The 26051-nt window shown below is 69.3% G+C and carries 20 protein-coding genes; 8 read left to right on the top strand and 12 right to left on the bottom strand.

Annotation, left to right across the window (positions count from 1 at the left end):
• Positions 1-108: 108 nt before the first annotated feature.
• The gene (locus E0H45_RS13910; protein ID WP_131337524.1) at positions 109-1497 is read left to right on the top strand and encodes an FAD-binding oxidoreductase; all 1389 of its coding nucleotides are present in this window, start codon (positions 109-111) and stop codon (positions 1495-1497) included.
• Here the strand turns inward: E0H45_RS13910 and E0H45_RS13905 are convergent.
• The 4 genes from E0H45_RS13905 to E0H45_RS13890 are packed head-to-tail and all read right to left on the bottom strand — an operon-like array spanning position 1494 to position 3978.
• Positions 1494-2243, bottom strand: a complete 750-nt coding sequence (locus E0H45_RS13905) for an SDR family NAD(P)-dependent oxidoreductase (protein WP_131337523.1) — start codon at positions 2241-2243, stop codon at positions 1494-1496. The two genes, E0H45_RS13910 and E0H45_RS13905, sit on opposite strands and share 4 nt — an antisense overlap.
• Positions 2236-3489 (bottom strand): AMP-binding protein, encoded by a 1254-nt coding sequence (locus tag E0H45_RS13900; RefSeq protein WP_238154956.1) that lies wholly within the window; start codon positions 3487-3489, stop codon positions 2236-2238. Before E0H45_RS13900 ends, E0H45_RS13905 begins: the two co-directional genes overlap by 8 nt.
• Entirely contained in the window at positions 3486-3701 is a 216-nt protein-coding gene (locus E0H45_RS13895) for an acyl carrier protein (protein WP_238154955.1), read from the bottom strand. The genes E0H45_RS13900 and E0H45_RS13895 overlap by 4 nt, the downstream gene beginning before the upstream one ends.
• Positions 3694-3978, bottom strand: a complete 285-nt coding sequence (locus tag E0H45_RS13890; protein ID WP_131337522.1) for a hypothetical protein — start codon at positions 3976-3978, stop codon at positions 3694-3696. The genes E0H45_RS13895 and E0H45_RS13890 overlap by 8 nt, the downstream gene beginning before the upstream one ends.
• Positions 3979-4093: 115 nt before the next feature.
• Here E0H45_RS13890 and E0H45_RS42460 point away from each other — a divergent pair, with 115 nt between their 5' ends.
• Positions 4094-6562, top strand: coding sequence for a DUF2339 domain-containing protein (locus E0H45_RS42460; protein WP_202872280.1), 2469 nt, complete (start codon positions 4094-4096; stop codon positions 6560-6562).
• A gap of 4 nt (positions 6563-6566) precedes the next feature.
• On the opposite strand, the gene E0H45_RS13880 is transcribed toward E0H45_RS42460, so the two are convergent.
• Entirely contained in the window at positions 6567-8144 is a 1578-nt protein-coding gene (locus E0H45_RS13880) for a glycoside hydrolase family 10-like protein (RefSeq protein ID WP_131337521.1), read from the bottom strand.
• Positions 8145-8228: 84 nt separating this feature from the next.
• On the opposite strand from E0H45_RS13880, the gene E0H45_RS13875 reads away from it, so the two are divergent.
• Together E0H45_RS13875 and pseI are read left to right on the top strand one after the other, a co-directional pair.
• Positions 8229-8735 carry a GNAT family N-acetyltransferase gene (locus E0H45_RS13875; RefSeq protein WP_131337520.1) on the top strand — a complete coding sequence of 169 codons (507 nt, stop codon included), beginning with the start codon at positions 8229-8231 and terminating at the stop codon, positions 8733-8735.
• A 13-nt stretch (positions 8736-8748) separates the two neighbouring features.
• The gene (gene pseI, locus E0H45_RS13870; protein WP_131337519.1) at positions 8749-9798 is read left to right on the top strand and encodes a pseudaminic acid synthase; all 1050 of its coding nucleotides are present in this window, start codon (positions 8749-8751) and stop codon (positions 9796-9798) included.
• Here pseI and E0H45_RS13865 read toward each other — a convergent pair.
• On the bottom strand, positions 9795-10538 hold the full coding sequence (locus tag E0H45_RS13865) for a hypothetical protein (RefSeq protein WP_131337518.1): 744 nt from the start codon (positions 10536-10538) through the stop codon (positions 9795-9797). The genes pseI and E0H45_RS13865 overlap by 4 nt on opposite strands.
• A gap of 59 nt (positions 10539-10597) precedes the next feature.
• Here E0H45_RS13865 and E0H45_RS13860 point away from each other — a divergent pair, with 59 nt between their 5' ends.
• A complete protein-coding gene (locus tag E0H45_RS13860) occupies positions 10598-12088 on the top strand; it encodes a class I SAM-dependent methyltransferase (protein ID WP_238154954.1) in 1491 nt (496 codons plus the stop codon).
• Positions 12089-12678: 590 nt separating this feature from the next.
• Here the strand turns inward: E0H45_RS13860 and E0H45_RS13855 are convergent.
• From E0H45_RS13855 to E0H45_RS13835, 5 genes are read right to left on the bottom strand one after another with little or no spacing between them, the layout of a single operon-like run.
• Positions 12679-14838, bottom strand: a complete 2160-nt coding sequence (locus E0H45_RS13855) for a glycosyltransferase family 2 protein (RefSeq protein WP_131337516.1) — start codon at positions 14836-14838, stop codon at positions 12679-12681.
• Positions 14835-16511, bottom strand: a complete 1677-nt coding sequence (locus E0H45_RS13850; protein ID WP_131337515.1) for a hypothetical protein — start codon at positions 16509-16511, stop codon at positions 14835-14837. The genes E0H45_RS13855 and E0H45_RS13850 overlap by 4 nt, the downstream gene beginning before the upstream one ends.
• Positions 16504-17328, bottom strand: a complete 825-nt coding sequence (locus E0H45_RS13845; RefSeq protein WP_131337514.1) for a DNA replication complex GINS family protein — start codon at positions 17326-17328, stop codon at positions 16504-16506. The genes E0H45_RS13850 and E0H45_RS13845 overlap by 8 nt, the downstream gene beginning before the upstream one ends.
• The gene (locus E0H45_RS13840; protein ID WP_165546431.1) at positions 17328-19610 is read right to left on the bottom strand and encodes a glycosyltransferase family 2 protein; all 2283 of its coding nucleotides are present in this window, start codon (positions 19608-19610) and stop codon (positions 17328-17330) included. Before E0H45_RS13840 ends, E0H45_RS13845 begins: the two co-directional genes overlap by 1 nt.
• A gap of 33 nt (positions 19611-19643) precedes the next feature.
• Complete coding sequence (locus tag E0H45_RS13835; RefSeq protein WP_131337512.1) at positions 19644-20396, bottom strand: N-acetyltransferase; 753 nt, start codon at positions 20394-20396, stop codon at positions 19644-19646.
• A 120-nt stretch (positions 20397-20516) separates the two neighbouring features.
• Here E0H45_RS13835 and E0H45_RS13830 point away from each other — a divergent pair, with 120 nt between their 5' ends.
• Positions 20517-22745 (top strand): hypothetical protein, encoded by a 2229-nt coding sequence (locus E0H45_RS13830; RefSeq protein ID WP_131337511.1) that lies wholly within the window; start codon positions 20517-20519, stop codon positions 22743-22745.
• Here the strand turns inward: E0H45_RS13830 and E0H45_RS13825 are convergent.
• On the bottom strand, positions 22738-23760 hold the full coding sequence (locus E0H45_RS13825) for a PseG/SpsG family protein (RefSeq protein WP_131337510.1): 1023 nt from the start codon (positions 23758-23760) through the stop codon (positions 22738-22740). The two genes, E0H45_RS13830 and E0H45_RS13825, sit on opposite strands and share 8 nt — an antisense overlap.
• Before the next feature lie 133 nt (positions 23761-23893).
• On the opposite strand from E0H45_RS13825, the gene pseB reads away from it, so the two are divergent.
• Together pseB and pseC are read left to right on the top strand one after the other, a co-directional pair.
• Positions 23894-24877 (top strand): UDP-N-acetylglucosamine 4,6-dehydratase (inverting), encoded by a 984-nt coding sequence (pseB, locus tag E0H45_RS13820; RefSeq protein WP_131337509.1) that lies wholly within the window; start codon positions 23894-23896, stop codon positions 24875-24877.
• Complete coding sequence (pseC, locus tag E0H45_RS13815; protein ID WP_165546430.1) at positions 24867-26006, top strand: UDP-4-amino-4,6-dideoxy-N-acetyl-beta-L-altrosamine transaminase; 1140 nt, start codon at positions 24867-24869, stop codon at positions 26004-26006. The genes pseB and pseC overlap by 11 nt, the downstream gene beginning before the upstream one ends.
• The last annotated feature ends 45 nt before the right edge of the window (positions 26007-26051 follow it).

Here is a 26051-nt window from a genome sequence, read left to right as displayed (position 1 = left end):
GAGTCTGACACCCACCGAAGTTCCCGCCCAAACGGGAATCCGTTCCCTTGTGGACAAACCCTTGCCTCTGGAGGCTGACTGGAGACACCACATCGGGGAGGGGAAGCAATGACTCAGCTTGCGGAAACCGGATTCGACGCGTTACGCGCGGCCCTGGAGGGGCTGGCACTCCGGCCGGGCGAGGACGGGTACGACGAGGCACGGCGGCTCTGGAACGCCGAGCACGACCGGCATCCGGCGGTGATCGTGCGGCCACGGTCGGCCGCGGATGTGCAGGCCGCCGTCCGCTATGCGGTCGCCGAAGGCTTGGAGGTCGCTGTCCGCGGCGGCGCGCACAGCATGGCCGGGCTGTCGTCGGTGGACGACGGCCTGATGATCGATTTGAGCCTGCTCAACCAGGTGTCGGTGGATCCCGAGGCCCGCCGGGCCCGCGCCGCCGGTGGTGCGCAGCTCGGGGATCTCGACGCCGCGACGCAGGAGTACGGTCTCGCCGTACCGGCCGGCATCGTCAGCCACACGGGTGTCGGCGGGCTGACGCTCGGCGGCGGCATGGGTCTGCTGACCCGGCTGCACGGGCTCAGCATCGACAACCTGGAGTCGGTCCAGATCGTCACCGCGGACGGCAGCCTCCGGCGCGCGGCGGCGGACGAGAACGCGGACCTGTTCTGGGCCGTCCGCGGCGGAGGCGGCAACTTCGGCGTGGTCACCGAGTTCGAGTTCCGGTTGCACCCGGCCGGGCCGATCGTGAACTACGGCATCGCGTTCTGGGGCGCGGAGCAGGGCGGCGAACTGTTCCGGGCCGCCCGCGAGGTGATCCCGGCGCTGCCGCGCGAAGTCAACGTGATGATCGCCTGCCTGAACGCGCCGCCGGCGCCGTTCGTCCCGGAGGAGCACCACTTCAAGCTCGGATACGCCCTGGTGGTTGTGGGGTTCGGGCCGCCCGAGCAGCACGCCGAGGCGATGGAACGGTTGCGCAGCACGATGCCGCCGCTGTTCGAGTTCTCGACGCCGATGCCGTACGTCGCGGTGCAGCAACTGCTCGACGAGCCGAACGCGTGGGGGGCGTACCACTACGAGAAGGGCACGTACCTCGAGGCGCTGACCGACGAGGCGATCGACGTGATCATGGAGCACTTCCCACGGAAGACGTCGCCGCTGTCGGTCTCGCTCTTCTACCACCTCGACCATGGCTACCTCGAGACCGCAGACGACGCGACCGCGTTCAGCGGGCAGCGCTCCGAGCGCTACGCGATGTTCGTGATCGCGACGACGCCGGTCCTCGAGGCGCTGGAGGCGGAGCGTACGTGGGTGCGGACGTTCTGGGACGCCCTGCGGCCGCACATGGTCAACATCGGCAGCTACGTGAACGGCATGGCCGAACCCGACGCGGCCCGGATCCAGGCGGCGTACGGCGACAAGTACGCAAAGCTCCTGGAGATCAAGCGGAAGTACGACCCGGACAACGTGTTCCGCCGGAACCAGAACATCAGGCCCTAGATCGAAGCAGCGCCGTCCACGACCAGCACCTGGCCGTTGAGGTTCGTGTTCTCCAGCAGGAGCATGCGGACGACCGGAAGCACGTCCTCCGGCTCGGTCAGGTGACCGGTCGGCGTGCGGCGGACGATCTGGTCGAGCTGGGTCTGGCCGAGAACCGCGGACATCTCCGAGGCGAAGAACCCCGGTGCGACCGCGTTGGCGAGGATGCGGCCGCCGAGTTCACGAGCCAGTGAACGGGTGGCCGCGTCCATCCCGCCCTTGGTGGCCGAGTACGCGACCAGGCCGGGATAGCCGCGCTGCGCGCAGATCGAGGTGATGTTCACGATCCGGCCCTTCAGGCCCTTCGCCAGCATCCGGCGCAGCACGAAGCGGGTGAGGATCAGCGGCGACGTCAGGTTCGTCCGGATGATCTCGGCCAGGTGGTCGGCCGAGGTGTGGACGTGCAACGAGTCCTGGCCGATCGCCGCATTGTTGACCAAGGCATCGATCGGGCCGAGCGTGCTCTCGACCGCCTTGACGAACGCCTGCCCGGCCGCAGCATCGTTGACGTCGACGGAGCCGTAGTGCAGGTGGTCCGGGAACTTCTCGCCGAGCGCGGTCAGCTCCGGTGTGACGGTACGGGCGAACGCGGCGACCTTGAGACCGGCCGCGAGCAGGTCGGTGACGATCGCCAGGCCGAGACCGCGGGAACCGCCCGACACCAGCACGACCGAGGCCGGCGGGACGACACTGGGGGCTTCAGACATCGCTCTTCAGGGTTTCCTTCTGCGGGATCTGGTCGAGGAACTTGATCCGTCGCGGTACGCCGTAGTCCGGCAACCGGGTCGAACACCACTGGACCAGGTCGGCGTCCGTGATCGGGCCGAGCGACCGGTTCGGGACGACCTCGGCCGCGACCATCCGGCCGACCAGCGGCGCCTTGCGGGCGAAGACCCGCGCCCAGGACACGCCCGGGTGCCCCATCAGCACGTTGCGAACCACGCCGGCCGAGACCTTGGACCCGCCGACGTTGATCTCGTCGGTGTCCAGGCGGCCGGTGATCAGCACGCGATCCCCGTCGTACTCGATCCGGTCGCCGGTGTGGACCGCGCCGATCTGGCCGGCGCCGTGGTGCGGCGAGCGGATGACGAGCTCGTCGCCGTCGACGCTCAGGACCGGGCGCTCCGGGTGCGGGTCGCGGTCCAGCCAGGTCCGGGGGAACCCGGCCTTGCCGTCGTGCACCACGATCGAGGCGCCGACCTCGGAGGACGCGTAGATCCAGGAGATCCGCGTCGTCGGGAAGATCTCCCGGAGCTGGTCGAGGATCGCCTGGTCGACGGGCTCGCCGCCGAGCGTGATCTGCTCCAGCGGTACGCCGGCGAGCGCGTCGGCGTCCCGGTAGATGGCCTGCCGCCAGAAGGTCGGCGTACCCGAGGCTGCCGTGACGCCGTGCTCGGTCGCGATCTTCGGCCAGTCCTCGAGCTCGTGCGGCTCGATCACGACCAGGCCCTGATCGGCCTGGGTCAGTGAGAGCGTGACGACCTGCCACCAGGCGTAGGTCCCGGGCGAGTACGGCAACAGCCAAGTGCGCGGGGGTTGGTCGGCGGTGACGGTCGTCAGGGACTCCAGGGTGTGGCCGATGCGCTTCGGGCGGCCGGTGGAGCCGGAAGTGAGCAGCCAGGCCCGGCCTGACTCCTCCACGCGCTTCAGCCGCGGGAGAGTGACTGCCCCATCGGGCAGGACGATCGCGAAACCGGACTCGCCCAGCTCCTCCCGCATGCGCTCGTCGACGCGGGACTCGGTGGCGACCAGCAACTCGGTGCCGTGCACAGCATGGTGGCGCAGGGCGGCGAGCGCGTCGGCGCCGTTGTCGACCAGGACGGCTGCGGGCGACGGCAGTTGCGGCAGTTTGCGCAGCGTCCGCCAGGTCAGGCGCTTACCTGCGACGACGACGGTGTTGTCGTCGCCGATCAGCGCGGTGGTGCGGCGCCGGCCGGCCATCGGGGCCGTCACGCCGACTGGAGTTGCTCGATGAAATCCAGTACGTCGCCGACCGTCGCGATCCGGCGCAGCCCAGGGGCATCGAAGTTCAGCTCGTCGCCGAGTTCGTCCTCCACCCGGAGGGCCAGCTCGGAGAAGTCCAGCGATCGGAACCCGATCTCGCGCAGGTCCGCCGTGTCCTCGGCCGGCAATGCCCGGCCCTGGGCCGTCATCACCTCACCCATCAACTCCCTGACCCGACTCCGATCCACCGAACTCATAGTCCCGCAGCCTAGCGCCGGACGTCCCGCCCTCACCAACCGTCTGCACCGCGGACCCGCCACGCTCAGCCGCGCCCGACGGCGCGTCCTCGCCGGACGTTGGTGAGTGCCAGCGGTCCTTCAACCGTTTGATCCGGCTGGTGATCTCCCAGCCGATCAGGGCGATCACCGGGCCCGCGGCGGCGAGTGCCGCCAGCAGGACCTCCTCCACCGGCAGGCCGGCGATGTGCTGCACGACCATCGGACCTCCCGAACACTGCGGGGGCTGGGAGATTACAGAGTGTAAACGTGATCTCCCTGTTGGTAAACGGCTCACCGGCCCCGATCCGGTCTCGTCCGCCCCATAGACTTCCCCGGTGATCAGACCGGGGAAGCGGCGTGCGGCCGGGCGCGGCAAGCGGACCGCGGCCTTGGTGAGCTTGCCTGTGCTGCCGTTGGCCTGGTTCGTGGCGCTGCAGGAGCACCCGCCGTGGATGCCGGCCGCGTACCTCGCCTATCTGCTGATCGTGATCGTCGTACCGGGCACGATGTTCTGGCGGCGGCTGACCGGCGGTGTCGGCTGGCTGTCGGCGGACGTGATCCTGGGTACGGCGTTCGGACTGGCCGTCGAGGCACTGCTCTACCCGCTCGGGATGCTGTTCGAGATGCCGTTCGCGGCTCTGCTGATGCCGGCGTTGGCGCTCGGAATGTGGCGGGCGCTGCCGCGTCGCAAACTCCCGGAGCGGCCGACGCCGTGGTGGTCGATGGCCGGCGCGATGGTCGCGGTCGGGGTCGCGGCGGCGTGGTTCGTCCGGGTCGGCTCGCAGCTCGTCCCGCTCGACGGATCGGACGCGCTGCGGCCGAACTCGGACACACCGCACAATCTCGCGCTGGCCGGCGAGATCACGCACCACTTCCCGCCGAAGATTCCGTACGCCGATGGCGGGTGGCTGACGAGCCACTGGGCGGCGTACGACCACATCGCGTCCACGCACTGGATCACCAGCGTGCCGCTCGACGTACTGACGCATCGGATGGTGCCGTTCGCCTGGATCCTGCTGACCGTGCTGGGTGCGGCCGCGGTCGGGATGCTGCTGACCGGTCGTGCGGTTGCTGCTCCGATCGCTGCCGGGCTCGTCGTGGCCGGAGGCGACCTGGTCGCTTGGCCGTGGGCCATGTCGGACCGGGTGTTCGCGGACGGGCCGTTCTCGCTCGGTGGGCTGACGAATCCGCCGCAGGCGTTCTCGACGGTGCTGCTGTTGCCGTTGATCGCGGTGACGGCGTTGCTGTTGCGACGGCGGGCAGGTACGACGCGGGGTCAGTTGTTTCGGCTCTTTGTCGCGGCGGGGGTGCTGATTGCCGCGTTGGCGTTGACGAAGGCGACGACCCTGCCTGTGTACGCGACGGGGCTGGCGGCCGCCTGGATCTATCTGACGGTCCGCGCGGGCCGGCTGAACCTGCGTGCGCTGGTGCTCGGCATCGGCGTTGCGGCGGCCTACACGTTGACGTTCTTCTTCGTACTGCGGGGCGCTGCGTCGAGTGTGCGGTTCGATCCGGGCGCGACGTTCGAGAGTCTCGCGGATCGGATGGGTGGTGGATCCGCGGTCACCGTGATCGCGGTCGTGGTCGTCGTCGGGTGGGTCATGCCGGTGGTCGGCGCGTTGCTGATCAAGCGGCGGGTGGCCCGGGATCCGATGGTGGTGTTCCTGGTGTTCGGGATCGTGGCGGCGGTGCTGGGCGCGTCGTTGCTGGCCGATCGTGGGGACACCCAACTGTTCTTCGTGCGGACCGGGTTCGTGTTCGGCGTACTGCTCGCGACCTGGGGGCTGGGTTCGCTGGAGCGCCGGCAGTACTGGATCGCCGGAATCGCGATCGCTATCGGCGTCGCCGCGATCTACTGGGGCCGCTACCGGTCACCGAGGTCGTGTACGACGGCCAACTGCTTCGGGCAGGGCCTCACGGTCGCGCTCGTGATCGCACTGCTCGGGATCGGCGTATTCGGGCTGGTCCTGCGCGGTTCCCGGCGTACCTGGGCTGTGATCGCGGTGGCGGTGCTGGTCGGTACGACGGTGTCGCCGACGGTGGCGTCCGTACGGCGGTTCGCGAGCCCGCCGCTGACGGCGTACGCGTCGATCGCACCGGGCGGGATCGAGGCGGCGCGCTTCATCCGGCGGAACTCGGGCTCGAACGACCGGATCGCCACGAACGTCCACTGCCACCAGGCGCGGGCGTCACACTGCCAGACGGGTTCGTACTGGATCTCCGGGTACGCCGAACGCCGCGTCCTCGTGGAGGGCTGGGCCTACCGCGCGCGCGTCGACGACACCTACCCCGCGGGCGTGCAGGGACCGTACTGGAACCAGGAGGAGCTGCGGCTGAACGACGAGGTGTTCAGCAACCCGAACCGCCAGCTGATCGAGACGCTGCGAACGACGTACGGCGTCCAATGGCTGCTGCTCGACGAGCGCGTCAGCGCCCCGCCGAAGAACCTGGACAAACTGACCGAACTCCGCTTCCAGCTGGGAACCGTCCGGGTCTACCAGATCTACCCGCCGCCTCCGGAGAACCCGTTCCCGACGAGGACGCCGTCTCCCACAGGCACACCAACCTCAGGCTTCCCGACGCAGACCCCCGGGTCCCCCACTCAGACCCCAGGATTCCCGTCCGCGACGCCAGGGACACCGTCGAGCACGTCCAGCTTCCCGACCGGCACGCAGTTGCCAGGCCAAACCCAGCCGACCCAGCCGTTCCCCACCGGCCCGCTACCGACCTCCACCACTCCGACGTTCCCCACCACCCCGGTCCCGACGCAGATCGCCACCACGCCGGGACCCAAGAGCCCGTAGCGGCTCAGCGCAGGATGACTGCAGGGATAGCGATGCTCTGGTTGGCGAGCCGGTCCAGCGCGGTCACGGAGTAGATGTACGCCGTACCGGGCGTTGCTGTGGTGTCCGTGTAGGACTGGGCCGCGCCAGTGGAGCGGACCGTGGCGACCAGGTTGCGGGCGTCGTTGTCGGGGCAGTGGTCTCCGCCGCGGAGCTCCCGGCGGTAGATCGCGTACGACGTGCTGTCCTTCGACGTCCTGGACCACTTGACCTGTACGCCGTCACTCGTCCGCGACGCGTGGACGGCGTGCACCGGGAGGGGCGCCCGCGAGTCGAGGGCAGGCATCGCCGGGATCAGCGCCGGCCGCGTGTACCAGGTGTTGTTGAGCAGCGTGGTGGCGCCGAGCCGGTCCGCACGGACGTCCTTCGCGGAGAAGAAGATGTTGCCCTTCACCTCGGGGATCGCGCTGTCGAACGCCAGGTGGTCGCTCAGCTCGGCCGGGTCCGACCAGTCCGGCGACTGCGTCGACGTACCGACCTTGTACGTCGCCTCGCCGATGTAGAGGTGGACGTGCGTACCGCGGACCTGCTCCGCCCACCACGGCACGATCTTGTTGTAGTCCGCCGGCGCGAACCCACCGGCCCAGTAGACCTGCGGGACGATGTAGTCGATCCACTCGTCGCGGACCCACTTCCGGGTGTCCGCCGCCAGGTCGTCGTACGTCTGCACGCCGGCCGTGGTGTCGGTGCCCTCCGGGTCGGTCGCCTTGTTCCGCCAGACGGCGAACGGCGAGATCCCGAACTTCACCCACGGCTTGGCCGCGTGGATCTTCCCGCCGAGCTCCTGGATCAGCAGGTCGATGTTGTTCCGCCGCCAGTCGGCGATGTTCGAGAAGCCGCCGCCGTACTGCGCGTACGTCGCGGCGTCGTCGAAGACCTGACCGGCGACCGGGTACGGGTAGAAGTAGTCGTCGAAGTGCACGCCGTCGATGTCGTAGTTCGAGACCGCGTCCATGATCGCGTCCTCGACCAGCTTGCGGGCCGCCGGGATACCGGGGTTGTAGTAGAGCTTCCCGCCGTACGTGACGACCCAGTCCGGGTGCTGCCGCGCCGGGTGCGTCGGGATGAGCGCGTTGATGTCGGTGCCCATCGACAGCCGGTACGGGTTGAACCAGGCGTGCAGCTCGAGGTTGCGCTTGTGCGCCTCGGCGACCGCGAAAGCCAGCGGGTCGTAGCCGGGGTCGCCGCCCTGCTTGCCGGTCAGGTACTGCGACCAGGGCTCGACCTTGGACGGCCAGAAGGCGTCGGCGGTCGGGCGGACCTGGAGGATGACCGCGTTGTGGTGCTGCCGGACCGCGTCGTCGAGCCAGCCGACCAGCTCGGACTGCTGCTGCGCGGCGCTCAGCCCGGTCTTCGACGGCCAGTCGATGTTCACCACCGACGAGATCCACGTCGCGCGGAACTGCCGGAGCGGGGTGGACGCGTTCGGCGCACACGCCTGCTGATCGGCCGGCGTCTGCACTGCGGACGCCGTACCTGTCAGACCACTCAGCAACAGCCCCGCTGTCACGCCCAGAACACCCATGGCTCGCCAGACTCTCATGTCACTCTCCGACCGTAGTTCAAGGTGAAGTCGAAAGATGTTTACACACCAAAGTGCTTCAAGAGAAGACGCTAGGTTAGGAGCATGCTGCGCGCCGCGACCGAAGACGATGTCGACACGATCCGGCGGTTGCGGAATCAGCAGGCGAACCGCGACGTCAGCCTCACCTCCCACGAGATCACCGCCGAGGAGCACGCGGCGTGGTGGGCGAAGATCTCGGTCGACCCCTCGCGGCGGGTGCTGATCTACGAGCGGGACGGCATCGCCGGAGTGGTGAACTTCTTCGACCTCGAAGGTTCGTCGGGCGCCTGGGGGTTCTTCCTCGACGCCGACGGGCTCGCGGAGCGCGGCGAGACGCTGCCGGCGTGGATCGAGATCATGCGCGAGGCCACGGCGTACGCGTTCGACGAGCTCGGCCTCGAGGTGCTCACCGGCGAGGTGCTCGAGCACAACACCGTGGTCCGGCAGATGAACCGGCGGTTCCGGTTCGCCGAGGGTACGCCGGAGACGCTGTACGCCGGCGGCCGCGAGATCACCGTGATTCCGATCAGCTTGCGTAAGCAGGACCGTAGAACTCAGGGGCAGCGTTGATAAGAGGTATGGCATGAGCACGATCGAGATCGGCGGCGTGCCGGTCGGACCGGACCACCAGCCGTTCGTCATCGCGGAGATGTCGGGGAACCACAACGGCGACCTTGAGCGGGCGCTGGACATCGTGCGCGCGGTCGCCGAGTCCGGTGCGCAGGCGCTGAAGCTGCAGACCTACACCGCGGACACGATGACCCTCGACCTCGACCTGCCGGCGTTCCGGCTGCCCGCGGAGCACGAGCTGTGGAGCGAGGCGCGGCTCTACGACCTGTACAGGGAGGCGCACACGCCATGGGCGTGGCACGAGCCGATCTTCGAGCTCGCGAAGTCCCTCGGCCTGGTCGCGTTCTCGTCCGCGTTCGACAGCACCGCGATCGACTTCCTGGAGAAGCTCGACGTACCGGCGTACAAGGTCGCGTCGAACGAGATCGGCGACCTGCCGCTGGTCCGGGGCATGGCGGAGACCGGGAAACCGATCATCATCTCCACCGGGTCGGCCACGCTCACCGACATCGACGCCGCGGTCCGCGCCGCGCGTTCCACCGGCAACGAGCAGATCATCGTGCTGTCCTGTACGGCGAGTTACCCCGCGCCGCCTGAGCAGTCCAATCTGCGCGGGATCCCGGTCCTTCGCGACGCTCTCGGCGTACAGGTCGGCCTGTCCGATCACACGATGGGCATCGGCGCCGCCGTGGCCGCGGTCGCGCTCGGCGCGACGGTGATCGAGAAGCATGTGACGCTGAAGCGCGTCGACGGTGGTGTCGACTCGGCGTTCTCGCTCGAGCCGTGGGAGCTCGAACTCCTCGTCGAGAGCACGCGGGTCGCCCAACTGTCGCTAGGCGAGCCGGTCATCGGCCCGAAGCAGGCAGAACAGAACGTCCTCCGCTTCCGCCGCTCCCTCTTCGTCACCCAAGACGTCCGCGCCGGCGACCTCATCACCTTCGAAAACGTCCGCTCGATCCGCCCGGCCGGCGGCCTCGCTCCTGACCTGTTCACGCAGGTCGAGGGCCGCCCGTTCCGCACCGACGTCAAGGCCGGCACCCCGCTCACCTGGGATTTGCTCTAGCTCAGCGTTTTCAAGCCGTCGCGCGTCTTCGCCGCGAACGCGAGGAACGCCGCCACCGGGTTGTCGAAGGCGTCGAGGCGGACGGCTACGACGTACTGGTCGGTGCGGTACTGCAGCGAGCGTTCGATGACGGTCTGCTCGCCGACCGGGAAGGTCCGGACGACGTACCGCGCCCGGACGCCGTATTCGGGAAGCGCACGCTCGACCACCGAGGCACGCTCCTGACCGTCGAGCAGGACATGCGCGCACTCGGGCGGAGTCGGTAGGCGCTGATCCATGAGCCGGTCGCCGAGCGCGGGGGGCAGCTCTACGACAGCCACACTGACTTGCTGGCTCTCGGTGACGGCGATCGGCCCCACGGTGGCGACCACCGCGGCCGAGGGCGTGCTGGGGTCGACGAAGTCGCCGGGGAGGCCGGGGATGCCCCGGTACCGGATGACGTTCCGGCAGACCTCCGGCGACACCTTCCACTTCGACAGCGGATCCCATCGGACCGTCGAGTTGGAAGGCGGTGGATAGACGTTGCGAGACTGGCTGAGCGGAGCCCCCTGGAAGGACGCCGGCAGCGCGTTGACCAACTGCTCGGTGGTGAAGTGGAACTTGGCCGGTGGCTTCGGGGTGGTCGAGGCCCGGGGCACCGGCGTGAAGACCGCGGTCGTCGGCGACGGGATGGGGTCGGCGGTCTGCGTCGTACAACCGGCGAGCGCCAGGCATCCGGCCGCCAGCAGCCAGCGCGTCACCGAGCCCCCTAGGATCATGTTCTGTCTGACGCATGCTACGCAGGAAAGGGTTGGCTGCTGTGGCCGAGTACTTGCTGTTTCCGGGGCGGCATCATGTGCTGACCCGGTTTCAAGGGGACTTTCTGCGGCAGTTCGCGGACCGGACTGTGGTGTGGGCGGTGACGTCGGCGAATCATCGGACCACGAAGCGGAATCCGGTGGCGTTCGATCGGCGGGAGGCGGCGATCGAGCGGTTCAGCGTGGCCGAGGGGATCCGGTCGCTGGTGGTCGGGGTGGTCGACACCCCGCCGACCGACGAGTTCGCCGAGGTGACGGTGAAGGCGATCGAGGCCGGGACCGACGATCTCGTCCGGTTGACGCCGGAGAACACGGTTGTGGCGTGCTCGACGCCCGAGGTGAGCAAGCTGTACGAGAAACTCGGGTACTCCGTGATCGGGGTCGAGCCCGACGGTACGGCGCGACCGTGGGACGTACTGCTGCTGATTGCCGCAGGCAACGAGCAGTGGAAGGAGCTCGCGCACCCGGCGACCGTGGATGTGTTCGAGCGCTACGCCCTGGACGCGCACGTCGCGCGCTGCGTGAACGACCCGGTGGTCGGCGACGACGGCGGACTGACCACGACCCGCGACTACAAGACGTACGCCGACGCGTTCGAGACCGCCGCCGACCGGAAATGGCTGCAGATCAAGGACTTCGTGCGTCCCGGACGGATCCTCGACATCGGCTGCGCGACCGGCGCCACGCTGCAACTCGTCGACCGGGACCCGCGGTTCCACGAGTCCGACCTGATCGGTGTAGAGGTCGCGCGGCACCTGTTCGCCGAATGCGAGCACAAGAAGGAGCAAGGCCTCTTCAGCAACCCGAACGTCTACTTCTACCAGCGCAACATGCTCGGCTCCGCCGTGTTCCCGCCGCGGTCGATCGACACCACGCTCACGCTCGCGCTCACCCACGAGATCTGGTCGTACGCCGACGGCTCGCGTCCCGATACTGTCCAGCGGTTCGCCGACGCGCTCTACGCGCACACGGCTCCGAACGGTGTCTGGATCAACTCCGACGTCTGCGGCCCCGACGAGCCGGACCGACCCGTCGTACTGCGGCTGGACGACAGCGACGGCGAGAACCCGGACGGCGTTGTGGAGCTCGAGGCGCTCGACGACGCGGCGGCGTACGTCGGCAAACTGTCCACGCGCGCACGGTTCTTCCAGTTCGCCCACGACTTCCGGCGGAACGCGAAGGTGCCGCTCGGGTACGACGTCCGCGCCGACGGGCTGGTGCTGCGGCTCGCCGACGCGATGGACTTCCTGACTCGGAAGGACTACGTCGACAACTGGCTGAGCGAGACCCACGAACAGTTCTGCGGCCTGAACTTCGCCGGCTGGTCCGCCGTCGCCGAACGCGCCGGCTTCACCATCGACCCCGCATCGACCGCCTGGCGCAACGACTGGGTCATCGCGAACCGCATCGCCCCAGTCGCCACCATCACCACCCCCGAAGGCGACCCCATCGACTGGCCAGCCACCCACCAACTGCTGATCGCCCGCCGCTAACCCCCACCACCCCGAGCCCCCAACCCCCACCACCCCGAGCCTCCAACCTCCACCGCCCCGCCGCACCGCCCCGAGCCCCCAACCTCCACCGGCCCCTCCGCCACCGCCCCGAGCCCAACCTGCACCGGCCCCGCCACCGCCCCGCGTCACCGGCCCGCCCCGCGCCAGCGGCCACCCGCGCGGCTACCCCGCCGCCCCGCGCCCCCATTTGCTGGGTAAGCCAGCGAAATGCCGGGTTCCACACCCTGATAACGGGTACCGAACCCCCAACTTGCCTGGCCCACCCACGAATTTGCCTGGCCTACCCAGCAAATGCGACCGGCCTGCGGCGGAGCGGGGCGAGGCGCAGCGGCCAGCCCCGCGGGTGGCCGCTGGCGCACGTGTGGCGAGGGCGCGCCGGGGGCGAGGGCGCGCGGGGCGGACCGTCGGCGCGAGGGCGCACATGTGGCGAGGGGCGGTCGGGACGTGGGCGCGGGAGTGGGGGTGTGCAGCTCGACAGGAGGTCCGGTGGTGGGTGGGTGGGCTCCACGCTCAGCTGGCCGGGTGTTGGGTCGTAGTGGGCGTATACGTACTGTCGAGCTGCCGGTTGGCTAGGTGACTTCGAGGTGGAGGGTTCCGGCGAGAGGGCGTACGGCGTAGGTGCGGCGGGCTCGGTTGACGATCAGGGGTAGGCGGCTGGACAGGAACGGTTCGCACTGGACTGCGTGGGACGTGCCGTCCGGTGCGGTGGCGAACAGGATCCACTCCGCCGCCTCCAACTCCGCCATCTCCACCACTGCGGCCCAGCCGTCGTCCGAGACGGTACGTCGGCATGCGACGTCCACGTGGTCGTCGGAATCCGGCAGGTACCGCCGCCAACTGAAGTCGACCTCACCCCAGTCCGGCCCGCGCACCACCAGCATGTTGCCCGCAGCAACTGCAGCGGTGGCGGTCATTCGGATCGGGGACTCGTGCAGGTTCACGTATCCACCGGTCGACCGGGTCAGCATCACCGCACGCCCGCTCTCGGCGTGTGAGACCAGCCGATCGCCCGCCGTCCACAGCAGCACCTGCTCCTGGCCCTCCGGCCCACGGACCCGGAACGCACGCGTCGTCCGCTGGCTGAACGGGTCGTCCGGATTGATCTCCGCGAGGATCGGCCCGATCGGCAACCACGCAGTGAAGTCCCGGCCATGTACGTCGAGCGGCACCGCCTCCTCACCACCCGACAACGGCCGGCTCACGAACAACGAGGGCTCGTCGAACGTCGACCGCCCGTGCAGCACCAGCGCGTCGGGGGTCTGCTCGACCGACGTCAACCGGCACGGATCCGACAACCGTCGTACGGCGAACGCGCCGTCCTTGCCCGGACCGGGCTGGATCCAGTTCGTCCCGTCGATCCACGCTCCCGGCGGCCACCCGGGGCTGCCGGCCTTCTGACCGCGCAGCAGGTCCCGCCGCCGGATCCCACCGACCCGCAGCCGTACGTCGAAGTGCGACGGGCCGGCCGTGCACTTGGCGAGCAACTCACGACTGACCCGAACCTCGAACCCCACCAGGCTTTCCTCGCCGCGGAGGTCCGTCGCCGGAAACCGCCGTACCGGAAGCCGGAAGTTCTTGCCTGCAATCACCAGATCGATCCGGAGGTTCGACGGCTTCGACTGCAGGTGCCGGATCTCGGCGGTGCCGCGGATCGACAGCTCGCCGTCGATCCAGGTCACCTCACGCACGCTGGTCGCCATCGTCAGGTCGGTCTTGGTGAGCTCCAGGTTCTCCAGGACCGTGTCCGGCTCGAGCGCGACCTTGTGCAGGAGCTCGAGATCGCCCGCCCGCAGCGCCGCGAACTGGAGCTGGGCGAGGCGCGGCGAGTTCACCAGCACGGCCTCGTCCAGACGGTCGAGGAGCTCGGTGGTGAGCTCGACCAGGTGCTGCTCCTCCTCCGGCGGGACCGTGCCGAAGGCCGAGAGGATCGCGTGCAGGTCGATCTGCCGGAAATGCGCATGCACCCGGTGCCGGATCGTCGGCAGTGCGTCCTCGATCTCGTCGAGCACCAGACCGGCCGAGACGACCCGGTCGCGGATGTTCGCGAGCTGGAACTTCTGCTGGGTGATCGAGTCGCCCGACTCGCGCTCGCGCCAGAAGTACACCGGCGCCGCGAGCGTGTCGACGGTGACCGCGTCGAGGTGCGCCTTCAGCGTGACCGGGTAGTCCTCATACCGGATCGCCGGGAACCGGTAGCCGTACTCGTCCCAGAACGACCGCCGGTACACCTTGTTCCACACCATCCGATCCAGCACCAACTGCGGCGTCTCGGAGATGTGCGTGGCCGGTCGATCGGCCGTGAAAGCCTGTGCATGCAACCACGACGGCCGTACGCCGTAACTGTTGTTGAACCGTCGCGCGTTGCCGCCGGCGAAGTCCGAACCGGTCTGGTCGAGCGACCGGACCAGCATCGCGAACCCGTGCCGGGTGACCAGGTCGTCGCTGTCGACGAACGTGATGTACTCCCCCGTCGCGTGCTCGACGCCAGTGTTGCGCGCCGGTCCGAGGCCGGCGTTCTGCTGCTCCACGATCCGGAACCGCGGGTCGCGGAGGCAGAACTCCTTCGCGATCACGGCACTGTCGTCCGGCGAACCGTCGTCGACCAGGATCGCCTCGAAGTCGCCGAAGGTCTGCCGCGCGATCGAGTCCAGGCAGTCCTCGATGTACGCCCCCACGTTGTAGAACGGCACTACCACGCTGAGTCGTGCAGGAGGGCGCGGCGTACTCACCGCTTCCTGATTCGACGGTCAATTTTACGGGCCAGCTTGCGGGCGACGACCTTCGGCTTGCGGACCTGGGCGGCGTGGAAGATCACCCGCGAGACGGCGTACGTGCGGGATCCGCGGATCCGCTCGTGGGCCGTGGTCAGCCGCTGCAGCTGTCCGCGGAGCTCGCGGATGCGGTTCTCGCGGGTCTTCATCGCCTTGTTGCGGAAGCCGAGTGTGCGTTCGAGGCCGTAGACGTGGCCCTTCAGCTCGAACAGCTCCTGCTTGGCCTCTTCGGCTTCCGTGAGGGCCGTGCGTACGTCGACCGTGGTGGTGCTCGTCTCCAGTACGGCGTCCAGCGCGGCGGCGAGCTCCTTGCCGCGGGCAACTTGTTCGGTGGTGGCGGGGAGGGTGTCGGGGCTCGTGGCCTGGGTCGGCTCCGGTGCCTCGACGCCGGACATGCCGAGCCAGGCGGAGACGAGGTCGTCGCCCAGCATCCACGGCGGCCACGGGTGGCGGCGGTGCTGTCCGATCAGGCGGTCGTGGAACCGCGCCCAGGCTGCGGCCAGCAGGTCCTCTTTCTCGATGGAGTCCTCGGCCACCCAGCCCGAGACGCCGTACGCGAAGGAGTCGCCGTCGTAGATCACGTCGTCCCAGCGGACGATCACCCGAGAGGTTGTCACCCACTCACCCAGGTCGGCGGCCAGCTTGCGGAAGGCAGGCACGTCCTCGGCGGAGGCCAGGCGGAACAGCACGCTCTCAACCGACACCCCCGAGGCAATCGTGCTGGGGACAACCGAAGGGTCGAACGCCAGCACGGAGGTGGAGTTGGGGTCGCCGGTGATGGTCGTGTCCCAGCCGGTGAGGGTTTGGGTGGCTGTGAGGACGGTGTCGGCGGTCTGGGTGTAGAGGTCGTGCGGGGGTTGTGCTCCTACGATTGCCAGCCAGGCGGTGGGGATGGCGGGGAGTAGACCGGCTCGGGCGGCGGTGTCCACGCCCTCGGCGGCGGGTGACAGCAGTGGGGCGTCCACCGACTCCAGCGCGGCACCGGCCAGGCGGGTGGGGAGTTCGCCGGGGCCGGCGGTTGCCGCGACGTCGGCCCGGACGAACGTGCGGGAGCCGAAGTCGGCGTACACCTCAGAGGCCCACGGGAGCGCGGACTTGAGCTGGTCGACCGAGACCGGGCGGGTCGGGTCGTCGTGGAGCGGACGCCACTCATCGTCGCCGTGGCGTTCGTCAGCAGGCCGGCTGTCCAGCAGGTTCAGCAGCGAGAACTCGTTTTCCAGCCCCAGTACGACGACCGCGTCCGGAGCAGCCAATGCGGAAACAGCGGCGAGGCGCGCGCTCCACGACAGGTCGCTGCTGTCGTACCCCAGTACTCGATCGAGTCCGTCGGAAGCGATGATCACGTCGTACGGCTCGGTCTGCAGACCGTCCAGCGCACCGGCGATCACCTGCAGGCACGGCCCGAAGTCCTCGCCCAGCTGCTGCGCATCCGCGACCGAGCGGACCAGGATCGCCACGTCCGCGGAATGCGCGAGCACCGATTCGATCAGCTGCGGGGCATGCGGCCCGAGGATCAGCGTCCGCCGATTGGCGGGTACGACGTCGGTCAGCAGCGCGGCAAGCGCCGGCCGCGGCGTCGTGTGATCGGTCCACGGCTGCATCTCGCCGCGTACGACCTGAACCTCAGACACGCTCTCTCCAATCGAACAGCGACCGCAGTTCCGCGGGCGGCATCATCCAGGGTTTGCCGAGCTCCAGGTCGGTGGTCGCCCGGGCCGCCTCGAGATCGACGGTCTTTCCGAGCATTTCCGGCCACAGCCGCTCGATCCGGCTCTGCCCGCCGAACAACGGGTTCTCGCCGTCCATCTCCATCGGGTCGCCGTACACCGCCGGCTCGCAGCCGGCCGCGATGCCGTAGAAGATCGCGGTCGACAGCCGGTTGGCCGCGACCCGCTTGTGCTTGCGCAGCTCGGCCAGCTGCTTGAACAGGAACCGCCGGTCGGTCCCCTCGTACGAGAACCCGCGCCGCCCGAACGACACCACCCGGAAGCCCGCGTCCTCGTAGAACCCGCGCACCTCCGGCCGGTCGTACTCGGTGTAGTACAGGCTGAACGTCACCGGGCCGGGCTCGGTCTCGCGGATCTCGTCGATCAGCCGCTGGTGGTCACCGTGGATCTTGCCGCCCTCCCACCCGTGGAAGAGGAACCACAGCGTGCCCTCGCGCTCGACCGGCTCCTCTTTCTCCGGCTCGAGCTCCATCAGGTACAGGAACGGCGCACCGATGCTGTGGTAGTTCCGCCGACCGAGCGAATGCCCTCGCCGCTTCGGCGCATCGCTCCAGGTGAACCGCCAGGCGCCGTCGTAGAACTCGTGCACCGGGTTCCACCCGCAGCCGATGTTCCAGCCGTGCTGCAGGTATCCACGCAGCCGCGGCGGGTGGTCGAAGTCGAACCCGGCGTACCGCGACAGGATGTGCGTCTGACCGTAGTAATGGTTGTGGTGATGCATCAGCGCACCTCGACGTGCAGAGTGCCGGCATGGGGTCGGACGGCGAGCGCGTGGGTCCCGTGAGTGATTGCCAACGGCAACCGGCTGCACAGGAAAGGCTCGCACTGTACGGCGTGGGCCGCACCGTCAGGAGGAGTGGCGAACAGGATCCAGTCGGCCAGCGCGGCCAGTGGATCGACCGAGACCTGCACCGCGGTCACCGGGATCAACGCGTCCACGTCGGCCGTCGCGGACCAGCCGTCGGCGGTCAGGGTACGACGGCACTCGACGTCGAGATGCTCGTCGGAATCGGCCAGGTACCGCCGCCAGCTGAATGTGACGTCGCGACCCTCCGCACCGCGCACCGTCAACTGGTTGCCATCGACAACCGCCGCCACAGCGGTCGTCCGGATCGGCGACTCGTGCAGGTTCACGTACCCGCCGGTCGAGCGGGTCAGTGTGACCACCCGGTCGTCCACGACCCGGGAGACGGCCGAGTCGCTCGCGGTCCACAGCAGCACGCGCTGCTGGCGCTCGGGCCCGCGCATCCGGAACACCCGCGTGGTCCGCTGGCCGAACGGGTCGTCGTGGTTCGCGGCCGCGAGGATGTCCTGGATCGGCACCCGGGCGGTGAAGTCACGCCCGTCGATCTCCAGCGGAACCTCTTCCTCGCCGCCGACGACCGGCCGGCTCAGGTACAGCTCCGGCTCGTCGAACGACGCCCGCCCGTGCAGCACCAGCTCGTCGGCCGTCTGCTCGACCGCGGTCAACCGGCACGGATCCGTCAGCCGCCGCAGCGAGAACCAGCCGTACTTCCCCGGACCGGGCTGGATCCAGTTCAGCTCGTCGATCCAGGCACCGGGCGGCCAGCCGGGACTCCCCGGACCCTGACCGCCGAGCATGCCCGTCCGCTCTCGCCGCCCCGAACGCATCCGCACCTCGAACTGCGCCGGCGTGCCCGTGCACTGACCGAGCAGCTCCTGGTCGAGCAGCACCTCGAACCCGACGAGCGTCTTGTCCCCGTGCAGGTCCAGCGCGTTGTACCGGCGTACCTCCAGCGGGTACGTCGTCTTGTCGACGGCCAGCGCGACCTCGAGGGTCGACGTACCCAACGTCTCCAGGTGGCGGATCTCCGCGGTGCCCTTGACCGACAGCTTGCCGTCGACCCAACCCACCTCGCGCACGCTCGTCGCGAGGGTCAGGTCCTGGTCGCGGAGCTTGTACAGCGCCTGAGGTACGGCGGACTCGCCCAGGCCGGGGTAGTTGTAGTCGAGCTGCCGCGACCGTCGCGGCCGCGGTACGGCACGTGCCCCGCCGCGGAGTCCGCCCGAGTTCCGGAACACCGCGAGCCGCCGGAGCAGCTCCACGTCGCCGGACCGGAGCGCGGCGTGCTGGATCCGGTCGTACCGGTGGGTGGCGGCCAGAACGTCCGCGTCGAGCCGGTCGAGCAGCTCGCGGGACAGGTCGACCAGGGCCTGCTCGTCGTCGGCCGGGACGGCGCCGAACGCGGACACCAGCGTGAGTACGTCGATCTGCGCGAGATGCGCGTGCACCCGCCGACGGACCACCGGTACGGCGTCCTCGACGAGATCGAGGACCATCCCGGCGGAGGTCACCCGGTCCCGGATGTTGCCGAGCTGGAACTTCTGCTGCGTGATCGACTCGCCGGACTCACGCTCGCGCCAGTAGTAGACGGCCTGCGTGATCGTGTCGACGGTCACCGCGTCCAGGTGCGCCTTGAGCGCGACCGGGTAGTCCTCGTACCGGATCGGGGGGAACGTGTAGCCGTACTCGGTCCAGAACGACCGGCGGTAGACCTTGTTCCAGAGCATCCGGTCCAGGACCAGATCGGGGAACTCGGTGACGTGCGTCGCGTGCCGGACGCGCGCGAACGGCTGCTTGTGCAGCCAGGACGGGCGGACACCGAAGCTGTTGTTGAACCGCCGCGCGTTGCCGCCGGCGAAGTCCGAGCCGGTGCGGTCCAGGGTCCGGACCAATGCGGCGAACCCGTATCGCGAGACCAGGTCGTCGCCGTCGACGAATGCCAGGTACTCGCCGGTGGCCTCCCGGATGCCCGCGTCCCGCGCCGGGCCGGGGCCGGCGTTGTCCTGCTGGATCAGCCGGAACCGCGCGTCCCGGGCGCAGAAATCCTTCGCGACGACGGCGCTGTCATCCGGCGAACCGTCGTCGACGAGGATCGCCTCGAAGTCGGACCAGGCCTGTCGCGCGATCGATTCCAGGCAATCCCCGAGGTACTCGCCGACCCCGTAGAAAGGCACCACCACGCTCAACCGCGGAGTCACTCCGGTGTGCCCTCCTCCGCGGTCGCTGACTATCTACGTAGCGGCAACGAGGTGGACCGTCAGGAGGTTATGCACAGGCTCGAACCCGTACCGTGACCAGACCCGCTGGATGCCGATCTGATGCGCCTGGGCGGTGACCACCAGGCGTCGCGTCGTACAGGCGTCCTCGATCGCGGCCAGCAGGTGACCGTACCGGCCACGACCCTGCTCGGCCGGTACGACACCGGCGAGCTGGATCTCGGTCCACGACCGCTGTTCGTCGACGGCCGCCAGCGCGAGCACCCGCCGGTCCGGACCCCGCAGTACGACGGCACCCGCCGCGTCGATGCGCCGCCGGGCCCACTCCTGGCGGCCGGCCAGCGCGAGCGCGCGGTCGAACATCGGGTTGGAGCAGTAGTGGTTGCCGGAGTCGCCGAAGACGTCCGCGACCAGGTCGTCCACCAGATCGTCGTCGACCTCCGGCTCCAGCTGCGCGGTGAACCCGGCCAGCGGAGCGGGTCGGCGGCCCTTCCCGACCGGCAGCGCCCAGCCGGTGACGGCGTCGGCCAGCAACGCGTGCCGCGGCCCGTCGGCCAGCGCGGCGAACCAGGTAGTCTCACGCGCCGGGTAGCGCAGCACGATCACTTCTGCGGTCGACTTCTCGACGGCGGCCAGCACCTCCGCGAGCGGCGTACCGGCGGAAGCGGACACCGACATCCGGTCGATGGAGACCCCGAACCGCTTCGCGGCTTCCACGGACGGCCGCACGGTCAGTTCACCGGCTTCGAGGGCGTCGTACCAACTCATAGGGCGCAGAGCTTAAAGCATCAGAGTTACCAGGGGTGTGGCGAGACCTACTCTCCGGGACCTCACAAGGAGTGACACGTTGCATTCGTGGCGCGACTGATTTCACATTAGTGTTACGACATGCGCGCGAAAGCGAGGCGGCGGGGGCCGCGGACTGCGGGGCCTTCCCTTTCCGGTCTGGTCGCCGGGCTCGCGGTCGTGCTGCTCGCGATCGTGCTGCTCGCGCTGCAGGCGACGGTCTTCGAGGTCGTCCGGTTCGTGCTGTTCACCGGCGTCGCTGTGGCGCTCCCCGGGTTCGCGCTCTGGCGGCTGATCGGCGGGTACGGGCGCAACCTGGTCGAGGACCTGTCGGCCGGGTTCGCGGTCGGCACGGCGGGCCAGGTTCTGGTCTACCTGGCCAGCGCCTCGATCGGGCTGCAGGCGTGGTCGTGGGTGTGGGCGCCCGTCGTTCTGGTGATCGCCTTCGTGGACGGCGACGCGCGGGCTCGGGTCTGGCGGCGGGTCGAGCGGCCGTTGCGTCCGCTGCAGGCCTGGCTGCTCGCGGCGGCAACGGCGGTCGTGCTGCTGATCGTGTACCGGCGCGGGCCGGGCCAGTTCCTGCCGGCGTACACCGACCCGCTGCGCGCGTATCCCGACCTCGCCTTCCAGCAGGCGCTCGCCGCCAGCGCGAAGTACGACGTACCGATCTCGACGTTGTGGCTCGGCGGCGAGCCGATGAGGTACCACACGTTCTTCCACCAGGCGACGGCCGCGACGCAGTGGGGGACGCGGATCGACCTGACCGATCTGATCCATTCGCTGAGCTGGCTGCCGCTGTTCCTCGCCGGGTGCGGGCTGGTGTTCGCGCTCACCAGCCGGCTGGCCCCGACCGCCGAGTCCGGTGCCACCTGGGCCGGGCCCCTCGCGGTGTTCGTCGCCGGTCTCGGTGGGGCCGTGCAGCCGTTGGCCGGCGCCGGGCTGGGCGGGATCTCGACCGCGGTGGCGGCGTACCTGAGTCCGACCCAGAACCTCGGGGTCCTGATCGCGCTGGCGCTCTGCGTGGTGGCGGTGGACCTGCTCCGGGCCGACGGCAGGCCGCGCGGCCGGTGGGTGTTGCTGGTCCTGCTCGCGCTGATCGCAGCCGGGGCGAAGTCGACGATCCTGCCGTTGGTGGGTGCCGGGTTCGCGTTCGCGTTCCTGCAGCTGGGGCTGGCGCGGCGGAATACGCGGCCGGCGTTCCTCGGCGGGCTGCTGTCGCTGACGGTGTTCGTGGCGGCGTTGATCGCGATCTTCGGCGGGAGCACGTGGGGGACGGAGATCAAACCGTTCGAGACGTTCGTCCAGTTGGCGCCGTACCCGATGCTGGTGTCGAACCCGCACGCGCAACTGTTGTCGGGGGCAACGACCCTGCTGAGCTGGGGGCTGGCCGCGTCGGGGTTGTTCTTCCTCGGCCGGAGGTGGCGGGACACCGGTGCGGTGTTCCTTGCCGGGGTCGCTGTCGCGGGTCTGCTGGGCACGTTGCTGACGACCCAGTCGGGAGTCAGTCAGCTGTACTTCCTGCGGACCGCCTTCCCGGTCATCGCCGTACTCGCGGCTGTCGGGCTGGCGAATCTGGTCGGGCGGCTCGGGGACCGGCGGGCTGTGGTGCTCGTCGGCGCGGCCGGGCTGCTCGGGCTGGTGGCACTCGCAGTTGCGCGCTCGCAGTCCGCTGACCTGCACGGCATCAAGGGTCCGTGGGTGTGGACAGTCGCTGCCTTGGCCGCTGTCGCGGTGCTGGTGGCTGTCGTCTGGAAACTGGCGCGGCGACCGGGCAACTTCTTCGTCGCGTTGCTCGGCGGCGCGGTGGCGGCGTGCATGATCGGCGCGACCCTGGTGCCGTTGCAGGGCTTCGTGTCGGACAAGGCGTCGAACCTGGTCTTCGCCCGCCCGTTCCGCGGCGGTGCGACGGCGGCCGAGGCCGGGGCGGCGCAGTGGCTGCGGCGGAACAGCGCGCCGGGCGACCTGATCGCGACGAACGCGCACTGCATCATCGAACGCGACGGTCTCTGCGACAGCCGGCACTTCTGGCTCGCCGCCCTCTCCGAGCGTCCGGTCCTGATCGAGGGCTGGTCGTACTCCAACCAGGCGAACCGGATCGCTCTCGCAGGAGACACCAACCCGAGTCTCATCCCGTACTGGAACAGCGAGGAGCTCGCCGCCAACGACATCGCGTTCAAGGCGCCCACGCCGCCGGCGATCGAGCGCCTGCGGCAGGCCGGAGTGCGCTGGCTGTACGCCGACAATCGGGCCGGATACGTGTCACCGGCGCTCCGCAACTACGTCCGCCTGCGGCACGCCACGCTGGACGCGACGATCTACGAACTCAGATGAGCTGCAGCAGGGCGTCGGCGACTCGCTCACGTCCGCGGCCGTCGACGAGCTCCCACCCGGCTCTCGCCAGCCGCCCACGCTCGGCCGAGTCGGTGAGCAATCGCTTGAGCATCGGGACCGCCGACGCCGGATCCGCCTGCAACGCGCTCAACAGACCGAGCCCGGCCGCCGCACCGGTGTCGATCGCGCGCTCGTAGCCCATCTCCTGGTTGTCCACCACGCACACCAGTCCCGCGGTCGCGCCGAGACACAGCAGCTCCCAGGTCGACGTACCGGACGCGCTGATCGTCAGATCCGCCGCGCGCACGCGGGTCGCGAGCTGATCCGTCGGCCCGATGACGTCGAGGTGCTGGTGCGGTTGCAGTTCGACGGCGGCGATCTTCGCGGCGAGGTCCGGCCCGGGTGCGACCACGGTCGCCTCGAACGGCAGACCGGTCGCGGCCAGCGTGCGGGCAACGTACGGACCGGCGCCGAAGGCATCCGTGCCGCCGAAGAACGCGAACACCGTCGGTACGGCGCCTTGCCGGTCGGCGGGTGGCGCGGCGGGACGGTGGTCGAGGATCTCGTCGCGGATCATCACGTACGGCAGGCCGGCGAGCCGGATCGAGTCCCGCGGCAGCGGCGGGTGGTCGAGCTCGGCCGCGAGGTTCTGGTCCACCAGCACGTCCGCCTCGGCGCCGCGGAAGTCTCCGTCGACGATCGCCAGCGTGGGCAGACCGGCCGCCCGGACGGCGGGGTAGACGGACGCGTCCAGGTCGTACGAGTCGAACACCAGCGCGTCGAGCTCAAGCCGGTCGACCAGCTCGACATGCTCGGCCGGTCCCCAGACTGCGGGCTGTACGGCGATGCCCCGGGCCGCGATCTGCTCCGCGGCCCACGGCACGGTATGCGCGTCACACACGAAGACGAGCTCGACGCCGCGGCGACGTACCTCCTCGGCCAGCGCCAGACAGCGCATCACGTGACCGATGCCCCGGGACGGACCCACATCACATCGCACCCCGACGCGTTTCACGGGCCCAGCGTACGTTTGATCACGGTGGGGTGAGACGGTGGATTGAGATGGTCGTTCACCGGGCAGCTATTGTTTCGAAGTCCGTACTGCGTGTGTGCAGTTCGGAACTGTCCGTCAGAAGGGTCCCGCTCGCGTGTCAATCCTTACCGGCTCCGACATCCTGGTCACCGGCGGTACCGGGTCGTTCGGCCGGACGTTCGTACGGCACGCGCTGAACCACCTGAACCCGCGACGGATCATCGTTTTCAGCCGCGACGAGCTGAAGCAGTGGGAGGTCCGCCAGTCGTTCGCCGACGACCCGCGGCTGCGGTTCTTCCTCGGCGACGTCCGCGACCGCGCCCGGTTGCTGCGGGCGATGCACCGGGTCGACTACGTCGTACACGCCGCCGCTTTGAAGCAGGTGGACAGCGGTGAGTACAACCCGTGGGAGTTCGTCCAGACCAACGTGATCGGGTCGCAGAACGTCATCGAGGCGTCCATCGACTCCGGCGTGAAGCGGGTCGTCGCGCTGTCCACGGACAAGGCGTCCAGCCCGATCAACCTGTACGGCGCGACCAAGCTGACCGCGGACAAGCTGTTCATCAACGGGAACCACTACGCGGCGGCGTACGACACCCGCTTCAGCGTCGTCCGGTACGGCAACGTGATGGGCAGCCGGGGCTCGATCATCCCGAAGTTCCGCGCGCTGCACGCGGCCGGCCAGTCGCTGCCGATCACCGACCTGCGCTGCACCCGGTTCCTGATCACGTTGCCGCAGGCGGTCGAGTTCGTGGTCGACTCGTTCGACCTGATGACCGGCGGCGAGCTGTATGTGCCGCGGATCCCGTCGATGAAGGTCACCGACCTGGCCGAGGCGATCGCGCCCGGCGCGACCATGCACGACGTCGGCCTGCGCCCCGGCGAGAAGCTGCACGAGGAGATGATCAGCCCGGAGGAAGGTCGCCGCGCGCTGTCCCTCGGCGACCGCTTCGTCCTGCAGCCCGATCTCGCCACGTGGGGCTACCAGCCGCCGACCGGTGGTACGCCGGTGTCGGACGGGTTCCACTACGCGTCGGACACCAACGACCAGTGGTACTCGATCGAGGAGATCCGCAAGATCCTCGAGAGTGACGCCTGACGTGCTTCCGTACGGGCGCCAGTCGATCTCGGAGGAGGACATCGAGGCGGTCACCGCCGTACTGCGCGGCGACTGGCTGACCACCGGACCCGCGGTCACCGCCTTCGAGAACGCGATCTCCGAACTCTCCGGCGGACACCGGGCGGTGAGCTGCACGTCGGGCACCGCCGCCCTGCACATCGCGTACGCCGCCCTCGGCGTCGGACCGGCTGACGAGGTCGTCACCACCCCCATGACCTTCGTGGCCACGGCCTCCTGCGCCGCGATGCTCGGCGCGAAGATCGTCTTCGCTGACGTCGACTACGACACCGGACTGATCGACCCGGCCGCCGTCGAAGCTTCTTTGTCGGATCGGTCCAGGGTCATCAGCGCGGTCGACTATGCCGGCCAATCCGCCGACTACTCGGCACTACAACCACTGGCGGACGCAGTCGGCGCCAAGACCTTGGCAGACGCAGCCCACTCAGTCGGCGGCTCAGCCGACGGCCGACCGATAGGCGACCTGGCCGACGTCACCACGATGTCCTTCTTCCCCACCAAGAACCTGACCACCGGCGAAGGCGGCGCGGTCGTCTGCAAGGACCCCGCGATCGCCCAGCGGGCCCACGAGTTCCACTTCATCGGCCTGGTCCGGGACCCTTCGCGCTTCGAGATCGCCGACGAAGGACCGTGGCACCAGGAGGTCCACGAGTACGGCGTGAACTACCGCCTGACCGACCTGGGCGCCGCACTCGGGCTGTCCCAGCTGCGCCGGCTCGCGGAGTTCAAGCGCCGCCGGACCGAAATCACCGCCCGCTACAACGCGGCGTTCGCCGACACCGACGGGCTGCGTACGCCGGTGCAGCGCGCCGGCGTCGACCCGATGTGGCACCTGTATCCGATTCGCATCCTCGGCGGCCGACGGCGGGAGATCTTCGAGGCGATGCGCGCCGCGGGGATCGGCGTACAAGTGAACTACATCCCGGTGTACTGGCACCCGGTCTTCGCCCACCAGGGCTACAAGCGCGGCCTCTGCCCGAACGCCGAACAGTTCTACGCCGAAGAACTCTCCCTCCCCCTCTTCCCGGACCTCACCGACAGCGACGTCGACCGGGTGATCGAGACCCTCCTGACCTTGGTTGGCCAGTGACTCCTGGATCCCTGAACAGTCCGCCCCGTAAGGTCGTCGGCCGGT

The sequence above is a fragment of the Kribbella soli genome (genome assembly GCF_004331345.1).
In the GTDB taxonomy this organism is placed as follows: Bacteria; Actinomycetota; Actinomycetes; order Propionibacteriales; family Kribbellaceae; genus Kribbella; species Kribbella soli.
The sequence above is the reverse complement of the archived record's forward strand: the minus strand, read 5'-3'. Positions and strand labels throughout refer to the sequence as shown.

Bases quoted from the DNA above. Each gene is read 5' to 3' on its own strand.
- E0H45_RS13830 (WP_131337511.1), top strand. From the start codon at position 20,517: ATGCGCGCGAAAGCGAGGCGGCGGGGGCCGCGGACTGCGGGGCCTTCC.
- pseI (WP_131337519.1), top strand. From the start codon at position 8,749: ATGAGCACGATCGAGATCGGCGGCGTGCCGGTCGGACCGGACCACCAG.
- E0H45_RS13905 (WP_131337523.1), bottom strand. From the start codon at position 2,243: ATGTCTGAAGCCCCCAGTGTCGTCCCGCCGGCCTCGGTCGTGCTGGTG.
- E0H45_RS13880 (WP_131337521.1), bottom strand. From the start codon at position 8,144: ATGAGAGTCTGGCGAGCCATGGGTGTTCTGGGCGTGACAGCGGGGCTG.
- E0H45_RS13835 (WP_131337512.1), bottom strand. From the start codon at position 20,396: ATGAGTTGGTACGACGCCCTCGAAGCCGGTGAACTGACCGTGCGGCCG.
- E0H45_RS13910 (WP_131337524.1), top strand. From the start codon at position 109: ATGACTCAGCTTGCGGAAACCGGATTCGACGCGTTACGCGCGGCCCTG.
- E0H45_RS13875 (WP_131337520.1), top strand. From the start codon at position 8,229: ATGCTGCGCGCCGCGACCGAAGACGATGTCGACACGATCCGGCGGTTG.
- E0H45_RS13845 (WP_131337514.1), bottom strand. From the start codon at position 17,328: ATGCATCACCACAACCATTACTACGGTCAGACGCACATCCTGTCGCGG.
- E0H45_RS13890 (WP_131337522.1), bottom strand. From the start codon at position 3,978: ATGGTCGTGCAGCACATCGCCGGCCTGCCGGTGGAGGAGGTCCTGCTG.
- E0H45_RS13895 (WP_238154955.1), bottom strand. From the start codon at position 3,701: ATGGGTGAGGTGATGACGGCCCAGGGCCGGGCATTGCCGGCCGAGGAC.